Origin of the sequence: Streptomyces sp. NPDC005483 (genome assembly GCF_040606035.1) — a bacterium.
Classification (GTDB): domain Bacteria; phylum Actinomycetota; class Actinomycetes; order Streptomycetales; family Streptomycetaceae; genus Streptomyces.
Window position 1 is genome coordinate 23,621 of sequence record NZ_JBEXEA010000055.1, and the last position, 16,415, is coordinate 40,035.

Sequence of the window (16,415 nt, forward strand, 5' to 3'; positions counted from 1 at the left end):
CAGCGGTGGCCCGGCCTGGTGGATGGGCTGCGGCGGCATCCATGGCCGTGGGTCGCCGTGCTGGGGGCGCTGTCGTTCGTGGCAGCCGGTGTCGCGATGTGGATGCAAGAGCGTCCACTAGCGGTTCAGGATGATCCGCCGCCTCCGCAGCCCGCGGCCGTACCGGGCTGGTTCGTGGACCGGGACCAGACGCGCGACTCGGTGGTGGCGGTGTGCCGCGGCGGCCGCGCGGTAGGCATCACCACCTTGCTGTGGGGGGCGGGCGGGTTCGGTAAGACCACTTTGGCCACGGCCGTGTGCGCCCACCGGCGGGTGCGGCGCCGGTTCCGTTCGCGGATCTATACAGTCACCATCGGTCGAGATGTCCGCGGACGGGCAGCCGTGGCCGCCAAGGTCGCTGAAGTCACCCGATTCATCACCGGTGACACCAGCGAGTTCGACGATCCCGACTTGGCAGGCGCTCACCTGGGCCGGCTCCTGGACCAGCGTCCCCGCACCCTCCTTGTCCTCGACGACGTGTGGGAAGACGAGCAGCTCGCCCCCTTCCTTCACGGCGGCCGTCGTTGCGTCCGGCTGGTCACCACTCGCAACCCGACCCTTATACCCCCCGGCGCACATCGCATCCAGGTCGACCAGATGTCACCCGGCCAGGCCAGAGCCGCGCTGACCTGGGAGCTGCCGCGCCTGCCCGACGCTGTAGTTGACGGTCTGCTCCACATCACCGGCCGCTGGGCGCTGCTGCTGCGCCTGACCAACCGTCTGATCGCCGAACAGACGGCCACCGGCGCTGACCCTGCTGCGACCGCCGAGTGGATTCGTCACCGGCTGCACGCGCACGGGCCCACCGCGGTGGATGACCCTGCTGCCACCTGGAGCCTCGACGACCCCCGCCTGCGCAGTCAGGCCGTGAAAGCCTCCGTCGAGGCCGCCACCACCTTGCTGCCGCCCAATGGTGCCGACCGCTTTACCGAACTCGGCATCTTCGCCGAGGATGAGCCCATCCCGGTATCCACTGTCGCCCTGCTGTGGCAGGCCACCGGCCGGCTGACCGAGGCCCAGACACGCAGCCTGTGCGGGGACCTGGCACGCCTGTCCCTGCTCACCCTCGACCCGCGGCACGGCGGCCAGATCGGCATCCACGACGTCATCCGCGACTACCTCCGCGACGGCCTCGGCATGGCTGGCCTGGCCCGCCTCAATGGCCTGCTCGTCGACGCCGTCGCCGCCACCCTGTCGGCGACCCGGCCTCTAACCCCTACCGCTCCCGATCCCGAACGCGCCTGGTGGGAGCTTGAGGACGGCTACCTCCTCGACCACCTCATCGACCATCTGATCACCGCCGGCCGCGCGGTGTCCGCCGAGGCCACGGCGGGCGATGTGCGCTGGGTCGAAGCACGCCTGACACAACGCGGCCCCAGCGCCCCCTGGAACGACTTGGCCCGCATCAACACCCCTCTTAGCCGCTCCCTGGCCCTCAGCGTCTCCCAAGTCGCCCACCTCCTCATCCCCACCGACCCGCCCCACGCCCTCACCGGCGTCCTGCACAGCCGTCTTGAGGCGCACCCGCACTGGCGCCCCCAGATCGCCGCTCGCCGGCAGGACCCCGCCCACCGCCCCTGCCTCGTCAACCGCTGGCCGCTGCCCGACGGCCCCAACGCCGCGCTGCAGCGCATGCTTACCCGCCACGCACCCGACGTCTCCGGTGGGATGCGGTCGGTGGCGATCGCCCCGGACGGCACCTGGCTCGCCACGACAGGCAGCGCCGACGGGGGGCGGATCTGGGACCGGGCTTCGGGTGCCTGCACCGCCACCGTCACCGGCCACACCGGCTGGGGGCCGGTGGCGATCGCCCCGGACGGCACGTGGCTCGCCATCGGCGGCCATGACGGAAAGGTGCGGATCTGGGACCGGGCTTCGGGCACCTGCACCGCCAGCCTCACCAACGATACCGACGCCGTGTGGTCGGTGGCGATTGCCCCGGACGGCATGTGGCTCGCCACCGGCAGCCGTCACGGAAAGGTGCGGATCTGGGACCGGCCTTCGGGCACCTGCACTACCACCCTCATCGGCGACACCGACGCGGTGATGGCCCTGGCGATTGCTCCGGATGGTTCCTGGCTTGCCACCGGCGGCCGTGACGGGACCGTGCGGATCTGGGACCGAACATCCGGAGCCTGCACCGCCACCCTCACCGGCCACACCGGCTTTGTACTGTCCGTGGCGATCGCCCCGGACGGCACCTGGCTCGCCACAAGTAGTCATGACCGGGCGGTGCGGATCTGGGACCGGGCCTCGGGCACCTGCACCGCCACCCTCACCGCCCACTCCAAGCCTGTGGGGTCGCTGGCGATTGCCCCAGATGGCTCCTGGCTCGCCACCGGCGACGGTGACGGAAGGGTGCAGATCTGGGACCGGGCTTCGGGGGCCTGCACCGCCACCCTCACCGGCCACACCGAGTATGTGCAGTCGGTGGCGATCGCCCCAGACGGCACCTGGCTCGCCACCGCCAGCGCCGACACGGTACGGACCTGGGACCGGGACTTCGCTACTCAGATTCCCCCGCAACCCGGCCCCACCGACTGCGTGATGGCCGTGGCGATCTCCCCGGACGGCACGTGGCTTGCCACCGGCGGCCGTGACGGGAGGCAAAGCACGTTGATTGCCACAGAGGGCCGTAACGGGACGGTGCGGATCTGGGACCGGGCCTCGGGCACCTGCACCACCACCCTCACTAGCCACAACGACACAGTGTTATCGGTGGCGATCTCCCCGGACGGCACATGGCTCGCCACCGGCGGCTTTGATGGAACAGTGCGGATCTATGACCGGGCCTCGGGGGCTTGCACCGCCACACTCACCGGCCACTCCAAGTCTGTGGGATCGGTGGCGATTGCTCCGGATGGCTCCTGGCTCGCCACCGGCGACGGTGACGCAAAGGTGCGGATCTGGGACCGGGCTTCAGGGGCCTGCACCGCCACCCTCACCGGCCACACCGGCTGGGTGCTGTCCGTGGCCATCTCCCCGGACGGCTCCTGGCTCGCCACTAGCGGCCAGGACGAAAAGGTGCGGATCTGGGACCGGGTCTCGGGGACCTGTACTGCCACCCTCACCGGCCACAGCGAGTATGTGCAGTCGGTGGCGATCGCCCCAGACGGTTCCTGGCTCGCTACCGGCGGCAACGATCAGACGGTGCGGATCTGGGACCGGGTCTCGGGGACCTGTACTGCCACCCTCACCGGCCACAACCGCGCAGTACGATCAGTGGCGATCGCCCCAGACGGCTCCTGGCTCGCCACCACCAGCAACGACCAGACGGTGCGGATTTGGGAGGTCGCGGGAGCCCGTACCGTGGCTGTCGCACGCTCCGAGGGGGCGCTGTACTCGTGTGTCTGGGCGGAGGATTCACACGAGCTGGCAGTCGGAGGCGAGCGAGGTGTGTATCTCTTCGCCCTCCTCACCTGACCTTCCAAGGGCGCTAAAACCTTGAGCAAAGGTGCTCATCGGAAGCCTCCACACTTCAGCGCGGGATCTCCAGCCCAGGGACAGGCTGAGTCTCAGCAGTGCAGCGCATTCAGTTTGGTCCATCGTTCTTCCGGCGCCGACCGGAGGTGGGTCGTGTCCCCCGTCGTGGTGTAGCCGATCACGGTCCGTCGCCTCCGCTTCGAAGCCGTCCGGTACGTGCCGCTGCCGGCCGTCGTGCAGTCACCGCTGGTCCCGGCCCGGCGAGCCTCAACAGGGCCTCCAAGGGGGGGCGATTCGGGCCGCGACCTGGGGATTCCGTTAGCTTGATCGGCTACACCACTCGGCGGGACGCCATCCGGAGGTGCGCTGCGAGATACCGCGATGTCACTCGGATGAGACAACTTCAAGTGTCTGGAGAACCGTCCCACTTGGGTTATGCGCTGTTGAACTGTCCACGGGATAGAGTCCGGCGCCATGTCGATCGCAGGGTGGCGGGTGCACTTCACTCGTCGGGAACTGGCACTGCCACGCGAAGTGGCCGCGTTGATAAGGGAGTTCAGTGCCTTGTTCGCCGGTCTCGCTCAGGGGTTGGACGATCTGGGGGTGCCCGAGGGGCAGCCGTTTCTGATCAGTCCGGCGGGTGGGTACGACATGGCGCTGAACCGGTACTTCTCGGTGTGGTTGGCGTCGTCACCGTGGAACACCCAGGCCGCCCACGCCCGGGACTTGCGCACGTACTTTGACTTCCTGTGGTTCGGGCGAGGCCGGCGTGACTGGCGTGACGCGTCCATGGATGACCGGGCGGCGTACGAGTGGTGGCGTCGTCGTGACGAGCGTGGACCTCGCCTGGAAGACACGAGCTGGGACCGAGAGGTGTCCACGGTCAACCAGTTCTACCTGTGGGCGGTCGAGCAGGACCTCGTGAGGGCCAATCCCATCCGTTAGCGTGCTGCCGCGGTGTGGTCGCCCTGGCGGCGCGGGGCTGACGGGAGTGCGGTGCGGCAGGTGCCGGCCGAGGCGTCGCACACGGGGGCTCGGCGGGAGGTGAAGTGGCTGCCTCCGAGGTCGTATCGGCTGTGGCGCAATGTCGGACTGTACGGCTACGACGCGCAGGAGATGCCCAGGCGCGGGTTCCGCGGAAGGTGGGCGGCGAGGAACGCGGCGTACGCGGACTCGATGGTCCGTACGGGTCTGCGGTTGTGTGAGCACTCGGCGCTGACGGTGTTCGACCTGCCGGAGCTGCCGCCTGCGGGGTCCGGGGTCATCAACGCGCGGGCGGTGCTGCCGCACGCGATCTCCAAGGGGAGGTCGGGGCGGGCGGTGTACTGGCCGGTGTCGGTGTTGCGGGATGTGCGCGACTACATGGAGTGGGACCGGGCCGAGATGCTCGACTACGGCCGGTCGCGCGGCTTCTACGTTCCAACGCCCCGGTCGCTGCTGGTGGAGGACCCGGCCGTGCCACGGGTGCGGATGGGTGGCCGGTGGGTGCCGGTGGCCCGCCTGGAGGACGGCGAGCGGCGCCGGCTGCTGGTGGCCACGGCTGATGGCGCGTGGGAGCCGGCGATGGTGTGGCTGAACCACCTTTCACCGCCACTACGCCGACCTGATCGACACCCACTTCCGCCCCCACCTTCCCGCGCCGGCAGCCGCCGCCACGGATTCGTCCGGATCCGATGAGAGGACGGCGGCGAACCTGTCCCGGCTGCGGCAGGAGAACACCGACCTGCGGCGGACCCTGGCCCTGTTTGAGGAGGCCATCCGGCAGCTCACCCTCGAAAACGACGCCCTGCGCAGCGGCGCCACGGTCGTTCCCCTGCCCGCCCGCAGGCGGACCTCCCCGCCATCCCAGCCCTGACCTGGGCCCATCCGGGCCTGCTCAGCGTGCCAGTGGGGGCGGCACCGCGTAGATGTGACGGTGTGGCCCTAATCCCTCCGATCGAGCCGATGCTTGCCGAAGCCCGGCGGCAGCTGCCCCCGGATGAGGCCCTGCCGGAGAACTGGATCGCGGAGCAGAAGCCGGACGGCTTCCGGACCATCCTCTTCGCGCGTCCCGACCTGGTCATGCTGCAGTCCCGTCAGGGTGCTGACCTCACCGGCGCTTTCCCGGACATCGCCGGCGCGGCCAGGGAGCTGAGCGAGGTGCTCGTGCTGGACGGTGAGCTCGTGGTGCCGCACGAGGGGAGGCTGCACTTCGGAGAGTACCGCGAGCGGCGCGCGATCCTGGAGGACCTCTTCACCCGCGGAGTGCTCACCGCCCCGTTCACGTTGTGTCCCGCCACCACCGAGCGGGCGACCGCGCTGGACTGGCTGAACCCGGCCTGGGGGACAGTCGGCATCGAGGGCGTCGTGATCAAGGACAGCGGGCAGCGGTCCCTGCCGGGCAGGCGTGCCTGGATCAAGGTCCGCTCCTGCACCACCGCTGAAGGGCTGATCGGAGGGGTCACCGGCGCCCTGGCCTCGCCGGCCACGCTGCTGCTGGCCCGGTACGACGCGCTGGGGCACTTGCGGATGATCGCGCGTACCACGCCCCTTTCCACGGCCGTGCGCCGCGATCTCGCGTCGCAGCTGCATCGGGCTGACCCTGATCATCCCTGGCGGGGGCGCCACTTCAGTGTGGGCTGGGGCACCCGCGGTGACCTGGAGTTCCACCCGGTGCGACCCGAGCTGGTGGCCGAGTTCCAGGCCGACACCGCCGTCGATGAGGGCCGCTACCGTCACCCCGTCCGCTTCCTGCGGCTGCGCGAGGACCTCGCTGTACGACAGGTGCCGCCCTTCCGTACCTGAGAGCTGCACCACGGCGATGCAGCAGGCATGCGGGTCGGGTCAGGAGGGCGAACTGCTCCGCCGACTGTGGCGGATCACCCAGCGACGGGCGCCGTGCGACGTAGTGGCCGGGATGCCGGGCTCGACGAACGGGCCGCGAGCACGGAGCACTTCACAGGGAAGGGACCGCACTCAGAGCGAGCAGCGGCGGCCGTTGACGCCGATGAGTCCCCATGTGGTAGCGGTCCGTCGGCAGCCTGCAGGCCGTGACGTACGTCCGCGAGGACCTCGGGCAACATGCGCCTTGCGGTCCTTTGTATGTCTACTCGTGCGGGTTGCCCTCAGTGCAGTGCGTCGAGGGCGGCGAGGATGTCGGCCGGTTCGGCGCGGGTGGTGTAGTCGGTGTCGACGAAGGCCCAGCGGATGGTGCCGTCGCGGTCGATGACGTAGGTGGCGGGCAGCGGGAGGGTGCGCGGGTGGCCGTCGTTGACGCGCTGGAGGTCGAAGCCGAGCTTGTCGTAGACGGCGGCGAGGTCGTCGGGAAGGTCGAAGGCGAGGCCGTACTGCTTGGCGGTGTCGGAGCCGATGTCGCTGAGGACGTCGAAGGCGAGGTCGTGCTTCTCGGTCAGCGTGAGGGACTCGTCGGGGATCTGCGGGGAGACGGCGACCAGGCGGGCGCCGCGGGCGGTGATGGCCTCGTGGTGCTGTTGGAGGGAGCGCAGGGCGATGTTGCAGTACGGGCACCAGGCACCGCGGTAGAAGGTCAGCACGACCGGCTCGTTGGTGAGCAGGTCGTCCAGGGCCACGGTCTGCCCGGTCGCCGAGGGGAGGTTGAAGCGCGGGGCCTGGGCTCCGACAGTCAGGGCGCGGTCGGCCTGGCCGGAGTCGGCGAGTTCCTGGCCGGCCCGCTGCATGATCTGTCGGATCTCGGCGGGGATCTGCTGCTGGCGGGCTTCGTAGAAGGTGCGCAGTTCGGCGTTGAGGGTGGTCATGGTGCTCGTTCCTCCTGGTCGGCGACTGGGCGGGACCAATCAATCTTGAAATGATTGTTCCAAGATAAGGGCATGCGTGGTCCCGCGCCAGTCGTGCGGCGGTTCCGGCGGGTCAGAGGCTGGTGAACGGGCGGTGGTCGGCCAGGGCGAGAGCCTTGATGAACGCGGCGAGTTGGACGGCTCGGCGGGCGAAGTAGCGGCGGAGGCGAGGGGTCTGTGACCCGTATGCGGCCGCCCAAAGGGCTGGTATGCGATTCATGGCGGCATGGTCGCGGCGCTAGGCGCTCCTGGGGTGGATCGTGGACGAACCTGGACGCTTGCGTGCTGGTAGGGGACCTGTCCCGTTCTGCGTCTGTCGGCACCTTTGCGTTGTGCTGAACTGGGAGTATCTTGGAATCCTCATTTCAGGATGGTGGGGTGAAACATGCCGGACATCAAGCACTTCGATCCGGACGCCACCCTGGAGACCGTGGTGCGGCTGTTCTGGCGGCAGGGCGTGGCCTCGACCGGGATCCAGGACGTGGTGACCGCGACCGGTCTCAACCGCTCCAGCCTGTACGCCACGTTCGGCGGCAAGCAGGAGCTCTATCTCACCGCGCTGCGCCGCTACTTGGAGCAGCGGTCCCAGCCGATGTTCCGGCGCCTGGCCGAGGACGAGCGGGGACTGCCTGCGATCTCCGAGTTCTTCGGCGGCCTTATCGAGGCCCGCTGCTCGGGCGAGTACGCCCGGTGGGGCTGCATGGTCTCCAACGCGCACGCCGGGGCCGAGAACAGCGACCCCGAGGTACGCGCAGTCCTGGACCAGCACCACCAGGAGCTGCGTGATGCCATGTACGCCGCCCTCGTCACCGCCGACCACCAGGGGCAGCTGTTCCCCGGCGCCGACCCCGGGGCTTCGGCGGATCTGCTGGCGCTGCTTGCCTACGGCGTCAACCTGCGTTCCCGTGCCGGTGCGGACGCCGTGACCCTGCGCAAGACGGTGACCGCCGCCCTGGGCTCGATCGGAGCCCGGGCGGCGGCATAGACGTGCGTGGATCTGCCTCTCAACTGGGGTTGGGTGCAGGTGACGTGCCCGGACGCAGGGTGGGGGGCGCCGTCGCATCCGCATCCGCCGTGTAGTCCCCGGGCGATGTGGCGTCGATGCCCTCGGGGGCCTTGGCCGCCTTCAGCACGAAGGTCAGGACCATCGTCACTGCCACGTTCAGGATGAACGCGGTGAGGCCGATGTAGCCGATCTCGCCGATGCCCGGGATCTCCTTCGCCGAGCCGCCGAAGTGCTTCTGGGTCGGGGAGGCGACGCGGTACGCGGCGAACGTGCCGTAGATCATGCCGACCGCCCAGCCGGCGAGCAGCGCCCAGCGGTGGAACCAGCGGGTAAACAGGCCGCCGACCAGGGCCGGGAAGGTCTGCAGGATCCAGATGCCGCCCAGGAGCTGGAAGTTGATGGCGACTGTCTTGTCCATGGTCAGGACGAAGACCAGCGCGCCGACCTTCACCAGCAGCGAGACCAGTTTGGAGATGCGTGTCTCCTGCTTCGGTGTCGCGTCCGGTTTGATGAAGTCCTTGTAGATGTTGCGGGTGAAGAGGTTCGCGGCCGCGATGGACATGATGGCCGCGGGGACGAGGGCGCCGATGCCGATGGCCGCGAAGGCCACGCCCGCGAACCAGGACGGGAACATGTCCTCGAACAGCTGCGGGATCGCCAGCTGCCCGTTGGTGACTTTGACCCCGGCTGCGATCGCCATGAAGCCGAGCAGGGCGAGGAGGCCCAGCATCAGGGTGTAGAGGGGCATCACCGTCGTGCTGCGCCGGATCACCTCGCGGCTGCGGGAGGACAGCGTCGCCGTGATCGAGTGCGGGTACATGAACATGGCCATCGCGGAGCCGAGCGCCAACGTCGCGTACGTCCATTGCGCGTTGGGGGCGCTGACCAGGGTGCCGCGCGGTGTGCCGGTGGCGGGGTTGGTCTGGCCGTATGCCTCGTTGGCCTTGGCGAAGATGTCGTCGAAGCCTCCCAGTTTGATCGGGATGTAGATGATCGCGACGACGATGACGATGTAGATCAGCGTGTCCTTGACGAAGGCGATCATGGCGGGGGCGCGCAGGCCGGAGGAGTAGGTGTACGCAGCCAGCACGCCGAAGGCGATCAGCAGCGGCAGGTCCTTGAAGAACCAGTTGGTGTTCTCGCCGCCGCCGACGCCCAGCACGTCCAGCACCGCCTGGATGCCGACGAGTTGGAGCGCGATGTACGGCATCGTGGCCAGGATGCCGGTGAAGGCCACGGCGAGCGACAGGCCCTTGGAGCCGAAGCGGCCGCGCACGAAGTCGGCGGTGGTGACGTACCCGTGGCGGTGGCACACGGACCACAGCCGGGGCAGGAAGGTGAAGATCAAAGGGTAGACGAGGATGGTGTACGGCACCGCGAAGAAGCCGGCCGCCCCCGCCGCGTAGATCGCCGCGGGTACGGCGACGAAGGTGTAGGCGGTGTAGACGTCGCCGCCGAGCAGGAACCAGGTGATCCAGGTGCCGAACGAGCGGCCGCCCAGGCCCCATTCGTCGAGGGTGTGTTCGTCGTCGGCCTTGCGCCAGCGGGCGGCGAGGAAGCCCAGGACGGTGACGGCCAGGAAGAAGAGGGCGAAGACGGCGAGTGCGACGCCGTTGACTCCGCCGTTCATGTCGCGGTACCGCCGTTGCCCGGCAGGTGCGTTGTCGCCGTGGTCTGGGCGGCAACGCCCTCGCTGCTGACCAGTTCGTCGAGTTCGGCGTCCAGCGAGGTGGTGCCCTCAGGCGTCTGGGCGGCGGCTTGCGGATTGCTGCCGCGGACGGCGACGGCGAGTCCTGCCAGGGCCATGGGGAGCGCGACGAACATCGCGGCGGTGCGGATGCCTCCAGGTGCCGAGAGGATCAGTGCGATCAGGGGTGGGCCGAAGGCTCCGCCGGACTTGCCGACCGCCGCGGCCCATCCGCCGGCGGTGCCCCGGATGGCCGTGGGGTAGATCTCGGCCGTGTAGGGGCCGATGAGCGCGATCACACCGGCGGTGCCGGCGAACAGCAGCATCACGGTGGCCAGCAGGATGGGCCGGCTGCCGTCCAGGCCGACGGCTGCCAGCGTCAGCAGGGCCGCGACGGTGAGGGCCGCGTAGACGACCATGGTGCCCCTGGCCGACCAGCGTATGTACAGCCAGGCGCCGAGCGCGCAGGTGGGGATGGCGAGCAGCGAGGAGATGAACAGCAGGGTGGCGGCGGACATGCCGTGCTGGCCTGCGGACTCCAGTTGGCTGGGCAGGAAGGTGATGAAGCCCCAGTAGACCAGGCCCCAGGCCAGCGCGTAGGCGCTGACCACCAGCGTCTTGGCCGTCTGCGGGCGCTTGAACAGGGCGGAGGCGGGGACTTTCGCGGTGCGCGTCTGGCGGGCGGTGAAGGCGGCCGATTCGGGGATCCAGCGGTTGAGCGCGATCAGGATCAGCACCAGCGGGAGCTGCGCGAACCAGGTGACGCGCCAGCCGGCCAGCGGGATGAGGACGGCGGCCAGCCCGGAGGCGGCCATGTAGCCGCCGGTGGTGGTCAGGCCGGCCTGGAGGACCATGATGGCCGCGCGCCGTCCGGGCGGCAGGCTCTCGGTCATCAGGGCGTAGACGACGGGCAGCATGCCGCCGGCCGCCATGCCCATCAGGGCGCACATGAGGAGCGTGCCGCCGAAGGTCGGCATGGCGCCGCACACCGTGGTGCCGAGGAAGAGCAGGGAGGCGATGAGGATGGTGGCCCGGCGGCCGATGCGGTCCGCCGCGCGCCCCCAGATGAGCGATCCGAGCACGGTACCGGTCAGGGCGACCGTGGGCAGCCATGAGACCTCTGCGGCGCTGAGGCCGTATTCGGCCCGCAGGCCGGGTGAGATGAAGGCCAGGGTGGCGGGCTTCATCTGGTCCACCAGGAGGGCGAAGCTGAGGATGGCGATGAGGCGGCGCCGGCTCGCCGCCGTGGCGGCGCCCGGAGCGGGAGCCGGCGCTGGAGTGGATGTGCGGGGTGGGACGACTGCGATGCCGGAGAGCACCACGCCGGCCACGATGGCGGCCATGGCCGCCCACATCATCGCTGGTGACATGTCCATCATGGACATGTGGAAGTGCATGGACGCGGAGTCGATGAACATCCACAGGTGCTCGGCGACGCCGGCGCAGGTCAGGGCGACACCGGTCCAGAACAGTAACGGCCGGGGTATCAACGAAGCTGGTGGCGCGGACAAGGTCAACTCCTCGCGGAAAGCTGGGCGTCGGGGTCGTCAAGGACACGGACGGGGGCGGCGGCATGCTGCTCGGCCGCGGGGCGGTCTTTGAGACCGAGCACCGTGGGCCAGCGCGGGTCGTCGGGGGCGACGACCAGGTGGCGGGCGTAGAAGCTGTCGAAGAAGGACAGGACGAACATCGGCAGCAGGGTCCAGATCGCCACCTGCTCCAGCGGCTGGTTCCCGGTGAGCGCGGCGATGATGACCACCACGAACACGTTCGGGTAGGTCATGGCGGTGTAGTCGTCGAGGGTCTGGACGTGGCGTCGGCGCTTGAGGAGGGCGGCGACCAGGCGCAGGCCGACGGCGATGCCGATGGCGGGCGGCGCGTAGGTGGTGAAGCCGTCGAGGTCGAGCTTGAGGCAGACCAGCACGATGAATGCGGTCAGCAGCAGCACGGCCACGTATCCGTTGCGCTCGCCGTATTTGGCCGTGCGGATGGGAGAGCGTTCCCGCAGGCGTTTGACCAGGAGGTAGACCGCCGTGACGACGCCCGTGGAGGTGGCCGCGCTGATGGCTATGGCCGGGGCGACGTCCTCGTGCAGGGTCAGGGCGAGCACGGTCGAGAAGGACACGGTCGCGGCCAGTGAGGAGAGCAGGACCTGCGCAAACGTAGGCATGATCATGCCGCCGAGGCAGCGGCTGACGGTCATCGCCACCACCGAGCTGGGGGTGGCGAGGAACACCGCGGCGATCGCCGCCGTACTCGTACTTCCCGCATCCGACCAGCGCACCAGGGCCGCGAAGGCGATCGGCAGGGCGAGGTAGCGCAGGGCGACGGACCGGAGCGTGCTGCGGTCGGTGACGAACGTGCGCGCGTTCTCCAGCTCGATGCGGCACATGGTGATGACGCTGGCCAGCACCAGGAGCATCAGCAGCACGTACGGGGATGCGGACAGCCGCAGCCCGGCCAGGTTGGCCAGGAGGCCGGCGGCCAGGCCGGCGCAGAAGACCACGGGATGGTTGACGACGATCCAGTCGTAGACCATGTTCATGGTCTTGTTCTCGTTCTTGACGTAGCTGTGGATCCGATCGCCCTGCAGCATCTGGGAGTTGGGCAGGCGCAGGTCGTAGGACTCGTCGGCGGGCCGGGCCAGGATGAACCGGCAGATCAGCTCGACGACGTACTTGTGGGAGACCACGCAGACCACTTCGCCGCGGCGTAGCGCCGGCAGCAGCTCCTCCTCGTAGAAGGCGTGCACGCGGTCCTTGAACTGCTGGAACGTCTCCCCGCCGTGCATGGTGGGGCTGTCGGCATTCATGGCCCGCTCGTACTCGGCGATGCCGTGGCGGCGCTGCAGGATGGACTTGCTCTCCAGCGTGTAGCTGCCGAAGTCGCGCTCCATCAGCCGCTCGTCGACCACGACCTCGGGAGCATCCGCGTCAGCGGCATCGAGAGGGAAGATGGTGTTGGCGGTCTCGTAGGCGCGGGTCAGCGGGGAGACGTAGACGCGGTCGAAGTGCTGACCGCGGTGGCCCCTGGCGACCTTCTCGGCCTGGATCCGGCCCAGGAAGGTCAGCGGGGCGTCGCGCTGCCCGGCGATGCGGTGGACGGAATTACAGGTCGATTCGCCATGCCGGACCATGAACAGCCGACTCAGCAGCTCCTGCTCACTCGGCTCGGCCATCACGCGCCCTTCGTGGGGGCGTGCTTGAGCTGCCCGGCGTACTGGGAGTCCCAGCCCGCCAGCTTGGTGATGTCGCACAGGTTGTGCACGGCGTGCTTCTGCACGAGCGTGGCCAGCAGGGAGACGGTCCGCCGGGCCTGCTGCGCGGTGAGGCCGAACTCGCGGGCCAGTGCGGCGCCGAAGTCCGCCAGGTCGTCGTCCAGGATGGTGCGGTACTTGCGGCGCTCGGTGCGGTCCTGGGCCTGGAGGTAGTTGACGGCGTTGGGGTAGGCGCTGTCGCGGGCGTGGTCCTGCAGGCGCTTGCGCAGGCGGGTGGCCTGCGGTTCCTCGGTGGCGAGGTCGGCGGCGATCCAGTCGCTGCTGCGGATCAGGCAGTGGTGGATGCCGTCGGGAATGTCCATCTGCTCCTCGTCGCTGGCGGATTCGAGGCGGCGCAGCACCTCCATGGCCGTGTCGAAGCACTGGTTGCGCAGGGTGCCGATGCTGAACACGAACGCGCCCAGGCGTCCGCGGCGGGTGGTCTCGTCGCCCTGGCGCATCGGGCCGACGCCGAACAGGCCCGCTGCCGCCTCGCCGTCGGCGGCGATGAGCTGTCCGTGGGTGCCGACCTCGATGCCCCGGTGGGTCTTGGTCTGCGGCTGCGCGTAGCCGTGTGCGTTGACCAGGCCGTGCCACAGCGGGTGGCCCGTGCGCTCGTAGTCGGTGTTGTTGCCCAGGCAGTTGACGACCCGGTCGACGATGATGTCCGGCTGGTCGGCGAAGATCACCCGGATCTTCGTGCCGTCCTCGACGGAGCGCATGTCCTGGATGCCGGCGGACATCACGTCCACGGTCCTCGGGGCGCCGTTGTATCCGCGCATCCGGCTGCGCACGACGCCGCCGATCTCCCGCACGGTGCTGGTGCGGTTGGTGACGATCAGGCTCTTGTACCGGTCGAGCAGCATCCGCACGTCGCGGGCGTCCATGCGGGAGACCAGCTCGATGACGTACGGCTCCCACGCCTTCATGACCCGCTCGGGGAAGACGGCCTCGAGCGCGCTGCCCGGTTCCACGCCGTGCTCCTCGCGCAGGTGCGCGTACTCCGCCTTGATCCCCTCCACCACCGCCTCGGGGGTGAGCTCCTTGGCGTCGAGGAAGGGCGGGCGGCGGGACTGCCAGATGTCGTGCTCGTGGTCGACGGGGTAGGTACCGTGCATGTGGCCGCCGCGCGAGCAGATCAGGATCTGCCCCCGGTGCCCGGCGTGGATGAGGGAGACCACCGTGTCGAAGGCCGACAGCGCCGACCCGGTGACGAGCACCGACTCTTCGGCGCCGACCGCCTGGAACCAGTCCTGTGCGCCGGGGGCGTAGGGGTCGGCGAGGAAGCGGTCGCAGTCCTTGATGCGGTGGTAGAAGGGCGCCTGCACCGGCGAGAGGTGACCGGTCGCCAGGATCACCTGGTCCGACGGCAGGTCGTGCACACCGCCCTGTTCCGAGGCGTCGGCGTACTTGACGACATAGCCCTCGCCCCGCCGGTGTATGTCGATGACTTCACCGGAAAGCTCCCGCAGAGTCACCTCGGCGTGGGCGTCGGCGGTCGCGTCGCGCAGCCGCTCGGCCAGGTACTGCCGGAAGATCCGCCGCGGCACCACGCAGGCCACGCCGAAGCTGTGGTATTGCCACTTCTGCGGCCACTTGGAGCGGTCCGCCTCCTCGTTGGCCCACTCCAGGAAGTCTTCCGGGCGCTCGCGGCGCAGCGTGATGCGGCCGGCCTGGATGTTGAGCATGTGCTCCCAGTTGGTCGATGCCTGGCCGAAGGCGATACCGCCGTAGCGGTAGCCCTCTTCCCGCTCTATCAGGCATATCTCCAACGGTGCTTCGGCGAAGTGGAGCAGCCGGATGGCGGTGAGCGTGCCCGAGAAGCCCGCGCCCACGATCGTGACGCGCCGCGTTCCGGGAGCCGCATCGGCCATGGAGTCGTGCTGCATGCTGCTCTCGCGCATGGCGATGTCCGCCATGCCGCGGTCCTGGTTCAGGCTGTCCTGCATCGTGGTGTGCTGCGTTTCCACGGTCTTGTCTCCTTCGGTGGGGGAAGAGTCAGCGCCACTCGTGGGTGAAGCGGACCGTTATGGCGTCACGGATCGAGTTGTGGACGATGCAGCCCCGCTCGGCTTTGAGCAGGGGCTTGGAGATCAGGTCCTGGAGGGCGGCGGGCGCCGAGATCTGCACGGTGACCTCGGAGAAGCGGGTCGGCGCGCTCACGAGGCTTCCGTCGACCTGGAAGCTGATTTCGGAGGCGTCGGCCTGCGGGTCCTCTGCCTTCAGGGCGGCGAGGAAGGTGCTCACGTAGCAGCCGCCGAGTGCCAGAAGCAGCAGCTCGCCACCCATGGGGCCGGTGTCGGTGCCCTCCTTCTCCTTGGGCCGGTCGATGGTGAGCGTGTGGTCTCTGGCCTGGCCCACGACGACGCTGCCGCCGACGGGGCGCAGGGACACACCGATTTGGGGCATGGCGATGCACGGACTCCTGTCCTGGAAGGGGCACACGGGGCTCGGCGTCGGAGGCGAGTGGGATTCCCGGGGTGCCTGTGAGCGGGGACGGGCCTCAGCATCAAGACGGAATGCCGGCTTCCGGAGTGATCGTGGATGATCCTGGACGCGCTCCGTGGCCGGAGGTCAACAGACGGATACCGCTTGACAGCTGCAGCCCTATGTCGTCTAACTTGAAACGAGTGTTCCAAGTTGTTGGTGGCCCAGGTGTCCCAGGGGGAGGATGTTCGTGCCGCAGGTACTGGATCCGGCAAGGACCCGCACAATCGACGAGTTCATCGCGGAGCTGCGGCTGCTCAAGGCGTGGGCGGGAAATCCGTCGATCACCGAGATAACACGGCGTATCCACCGGGACTGGCAGAGGGCAGGGCGCCCGCGCGGCGAATGGCCGGCCCGCTCGACGGTGGGCAACTGCTTCCAGCTGGGCCGCCGCCGCCCCAACTCCGACCTGCTGCTGGCCGTGGTCCAGACACTCGTGGGCGCCGACGAAGCGATCCTCTCCGTGTGGCGGCAGTCCCTTCGCGCGGTGCTCGGCGAGGCCGAGGCCGCCGCACGGGTCAGCGCCTACGACCGGCTGCCCGCAGGACCTTCCGTATCCCTTGGCAGGACTGACCTGGTGGCCCAGGCGGAGAACTTACTGGCCAGCGGTCACGACAGGCCGGCGCTGGCACTAGTGCCGCTCCGCAGAAGTTCGTGGAGGGGTGTTGATCAAGTTGTCTTCAGTGGGGTGCCTTCGTAGGTCCAGCGGTAGGGTCTCGCGGC

Annotated in this window: 13 protein-coding genes; 6 read left to right on the forward strand and 7 right to left on the reverse strand. The window is 69.1% G+C overall.

Annotated features, from left to right (window positions below; genetic code table 11):
• Nucleotides 1-102: 102 nt before the first annotated feature.
• From ABZT06_RS46480 to ABZT06_RS46495, 4 genes are all read left to right on the forward strand, one after another.
• Nucleotides 103-3,462: an NB-ARC domain-containing protein gene (locus ABZT06_RS46480; RefSeq protein ID WP_355755107.1), complete on the forward strand. Its 3,360-nt coding sequence runs from the start codon at nt 103-105 to the stop codon at nt 3,460-3,462.
• A 474-nt stretch (nt 3,463-3,936) separates the two neighbouring features.
• Nucleotides 3,937-4,407, forward strand: coding sequence for a site-specific integrase (locus ABZT06_RS46485; RefSeq protein ID WP_355755079.1), 471 nt, complete (start codon nt 3,937-3,939; stop codon nt 4,405-4,407).
• Nucleotides 4,408-4,458: 51 nt separating this feature from the next.
• A complete protein-coding gene (locus ABZT06_RS46490) occupies nt 4,459-5,139 on the forward strand; it encodes a hypothetical protein (RefSeq protein WP_355755081.1) in 681 nt (226 codons plus the stop codon).
• Between the two features lie 267 nt (nt 5,140-5,406).
• On the forward strand, nt 5,407-6,246 hold the full coding sequence (locus ABZT06_RS46495; RefSeq protein WP_355755083.1) for an ATP-dependent DNA ligase: 840 nt from the start codon (nt 5,407-5,409) through the stop codon (nt 6,244-6,246).
• A gap of 320 nt (nt 6,247-6,566) precedes the next feature.
• Here the strand turns inward: ABZT06_RS46495 and ABZT06_RS46500 are convergent, their stop codons facing one another.
• A complete protein-coding gene (locus ABZT06_RS46500; protein ID WP_355755085.1) occupies nt 6,567-7,217 on the reverse strand; it encodes a peroxiredoxin-like family protein in 651 nt (216 codons plus the stop codon).
• A gap of 112 nt (nt 7,218-7,329) precedes the next feature.
• On the reverse strand, nt 7,330-7,476 hold the full coding sequence (locus tag ABZT06_RS46505; RefSeq protein WP_355755088.1) for a hypothetical protein: 147 nt from the start codon (nt 7,474-7,476) through the stop codon (nt 7,330-7,332).
• Nucleotides 7,477-7,641: 165 nt separating this feature from the next.
• On the opposite strand from ABZT06_RS46505, the gene ABZT06_RS46510 reads away from it, so the two are divergent.
• Nucleotides 7,642-8,241 carry a TetR/AcrR family transcriptional regulator gene (locus tag ABZT06_RS46510; protein WP_355755090.1) on the forward strand — a complete coding sequence of 200 codons (600 nt, stop codon included), beginning with the start codon at nt 7,642-7,644 and terminating at the stop codon, nt 8,239-8,241.
• A gap of 19 nt (nt 8,242-8,260) precedes the next feature.
• Here ABZT06_RS46510 and mctP read toward each other — a convergent pair whose 3' ends face one another.
• The 5 genes from mctP to ABZT06_RS46535 are packed head-to-tail and all read right to left on the reverse strand — an operon-like array spanning nt 8,261 to nt 15,614.
• Nucleotides 8,261-9,892 carry a monocarboxylate uptake permease MctP gene (gene mctP / locus ABZT06_RS46515; protein ID WP_355755093.1) on the reverse strand — a complete coding sequence of 544 codons (1,632 nt, stop codon included), beginning with the start codon at nt 9,890-9,892 and terminating at the stop codon, nt 8,261-8,263.
• The gene (locus ABZT06_RS46520; protein ID WP_355755096.1) at nt 9,889-11,460 is read right to left on the reverse strand and encodes an MFS transporter; all 1,572 of its coding nucleotides are present in this window, start codon (nt 11,458-11,460) and stop codon (nt 9,889-9,891) included. The genes mctP and ABZT06_RS46520 overlap by 4 nt, the downstream gene beginning before the upstream one ends.
• A 2-nt stretch (nt 11,461-11,462) precedes the next feature.
• Nucleotides 11,463-13,127, reverse strand: coding sequence for a histidine phosphatase family protein (locus tag ABZT06_RS46525; RefSeq protein ID WP_355755098.1), 1,665 nt, complete (start codon nt 13,125-13,127; stop codon nt 11,463-11,465).
• Nucleotides 13,127-15,175 (reverse strand): FAD/NAD(P)-binding protein, encoded by a 2,049-nt coding sequence (locus tag ABZT06_RS46530; protein WP_355755100.1) that lies wholly within the window; start codon nt 15,173-15,175, stop codon nt 13,127-13,129. The genes ABZT06_RS46525 and ABZT06_RS46530 overlap by 1 nt, the downstream gene beginning before the upstream one ends.
• 28 nt (nt 15,176-15,203) lie before the next feature.
• The gene (locus ABZT06_RS46535) at nt 15,204-15,614 is read right to left on the reverse strand and encodes an OsmC family protein (RefSeq protein WP_355755102.1); all 411 of its coding nucleotides are present in this window, start codon (nt 15,612-15,614) and stop codon (nt 15,204-15,206) included.
• A 268-nt stretch (nt 15,615-15,882) separates the two neighbouring features.
• Here ABZT06_RS46535 and ABZT06_RS46540 point away from each other — a divergent pair, with 268 nt between their 5' ends.
• The gene (locus ABZT06_RS46540) at nt 15,883-16,392 is read left to right on the forward strand and encodes a hypothetical protein (protein ID WP_355755105.1); all 510 of its coding nucleotides are present in this window, start codon (nt 15,883-15,885) and stop codon (nt 16,390-16,392) included.
• Nucleotides 16,393-16,415: the final 23 nt, after the last annotated feature.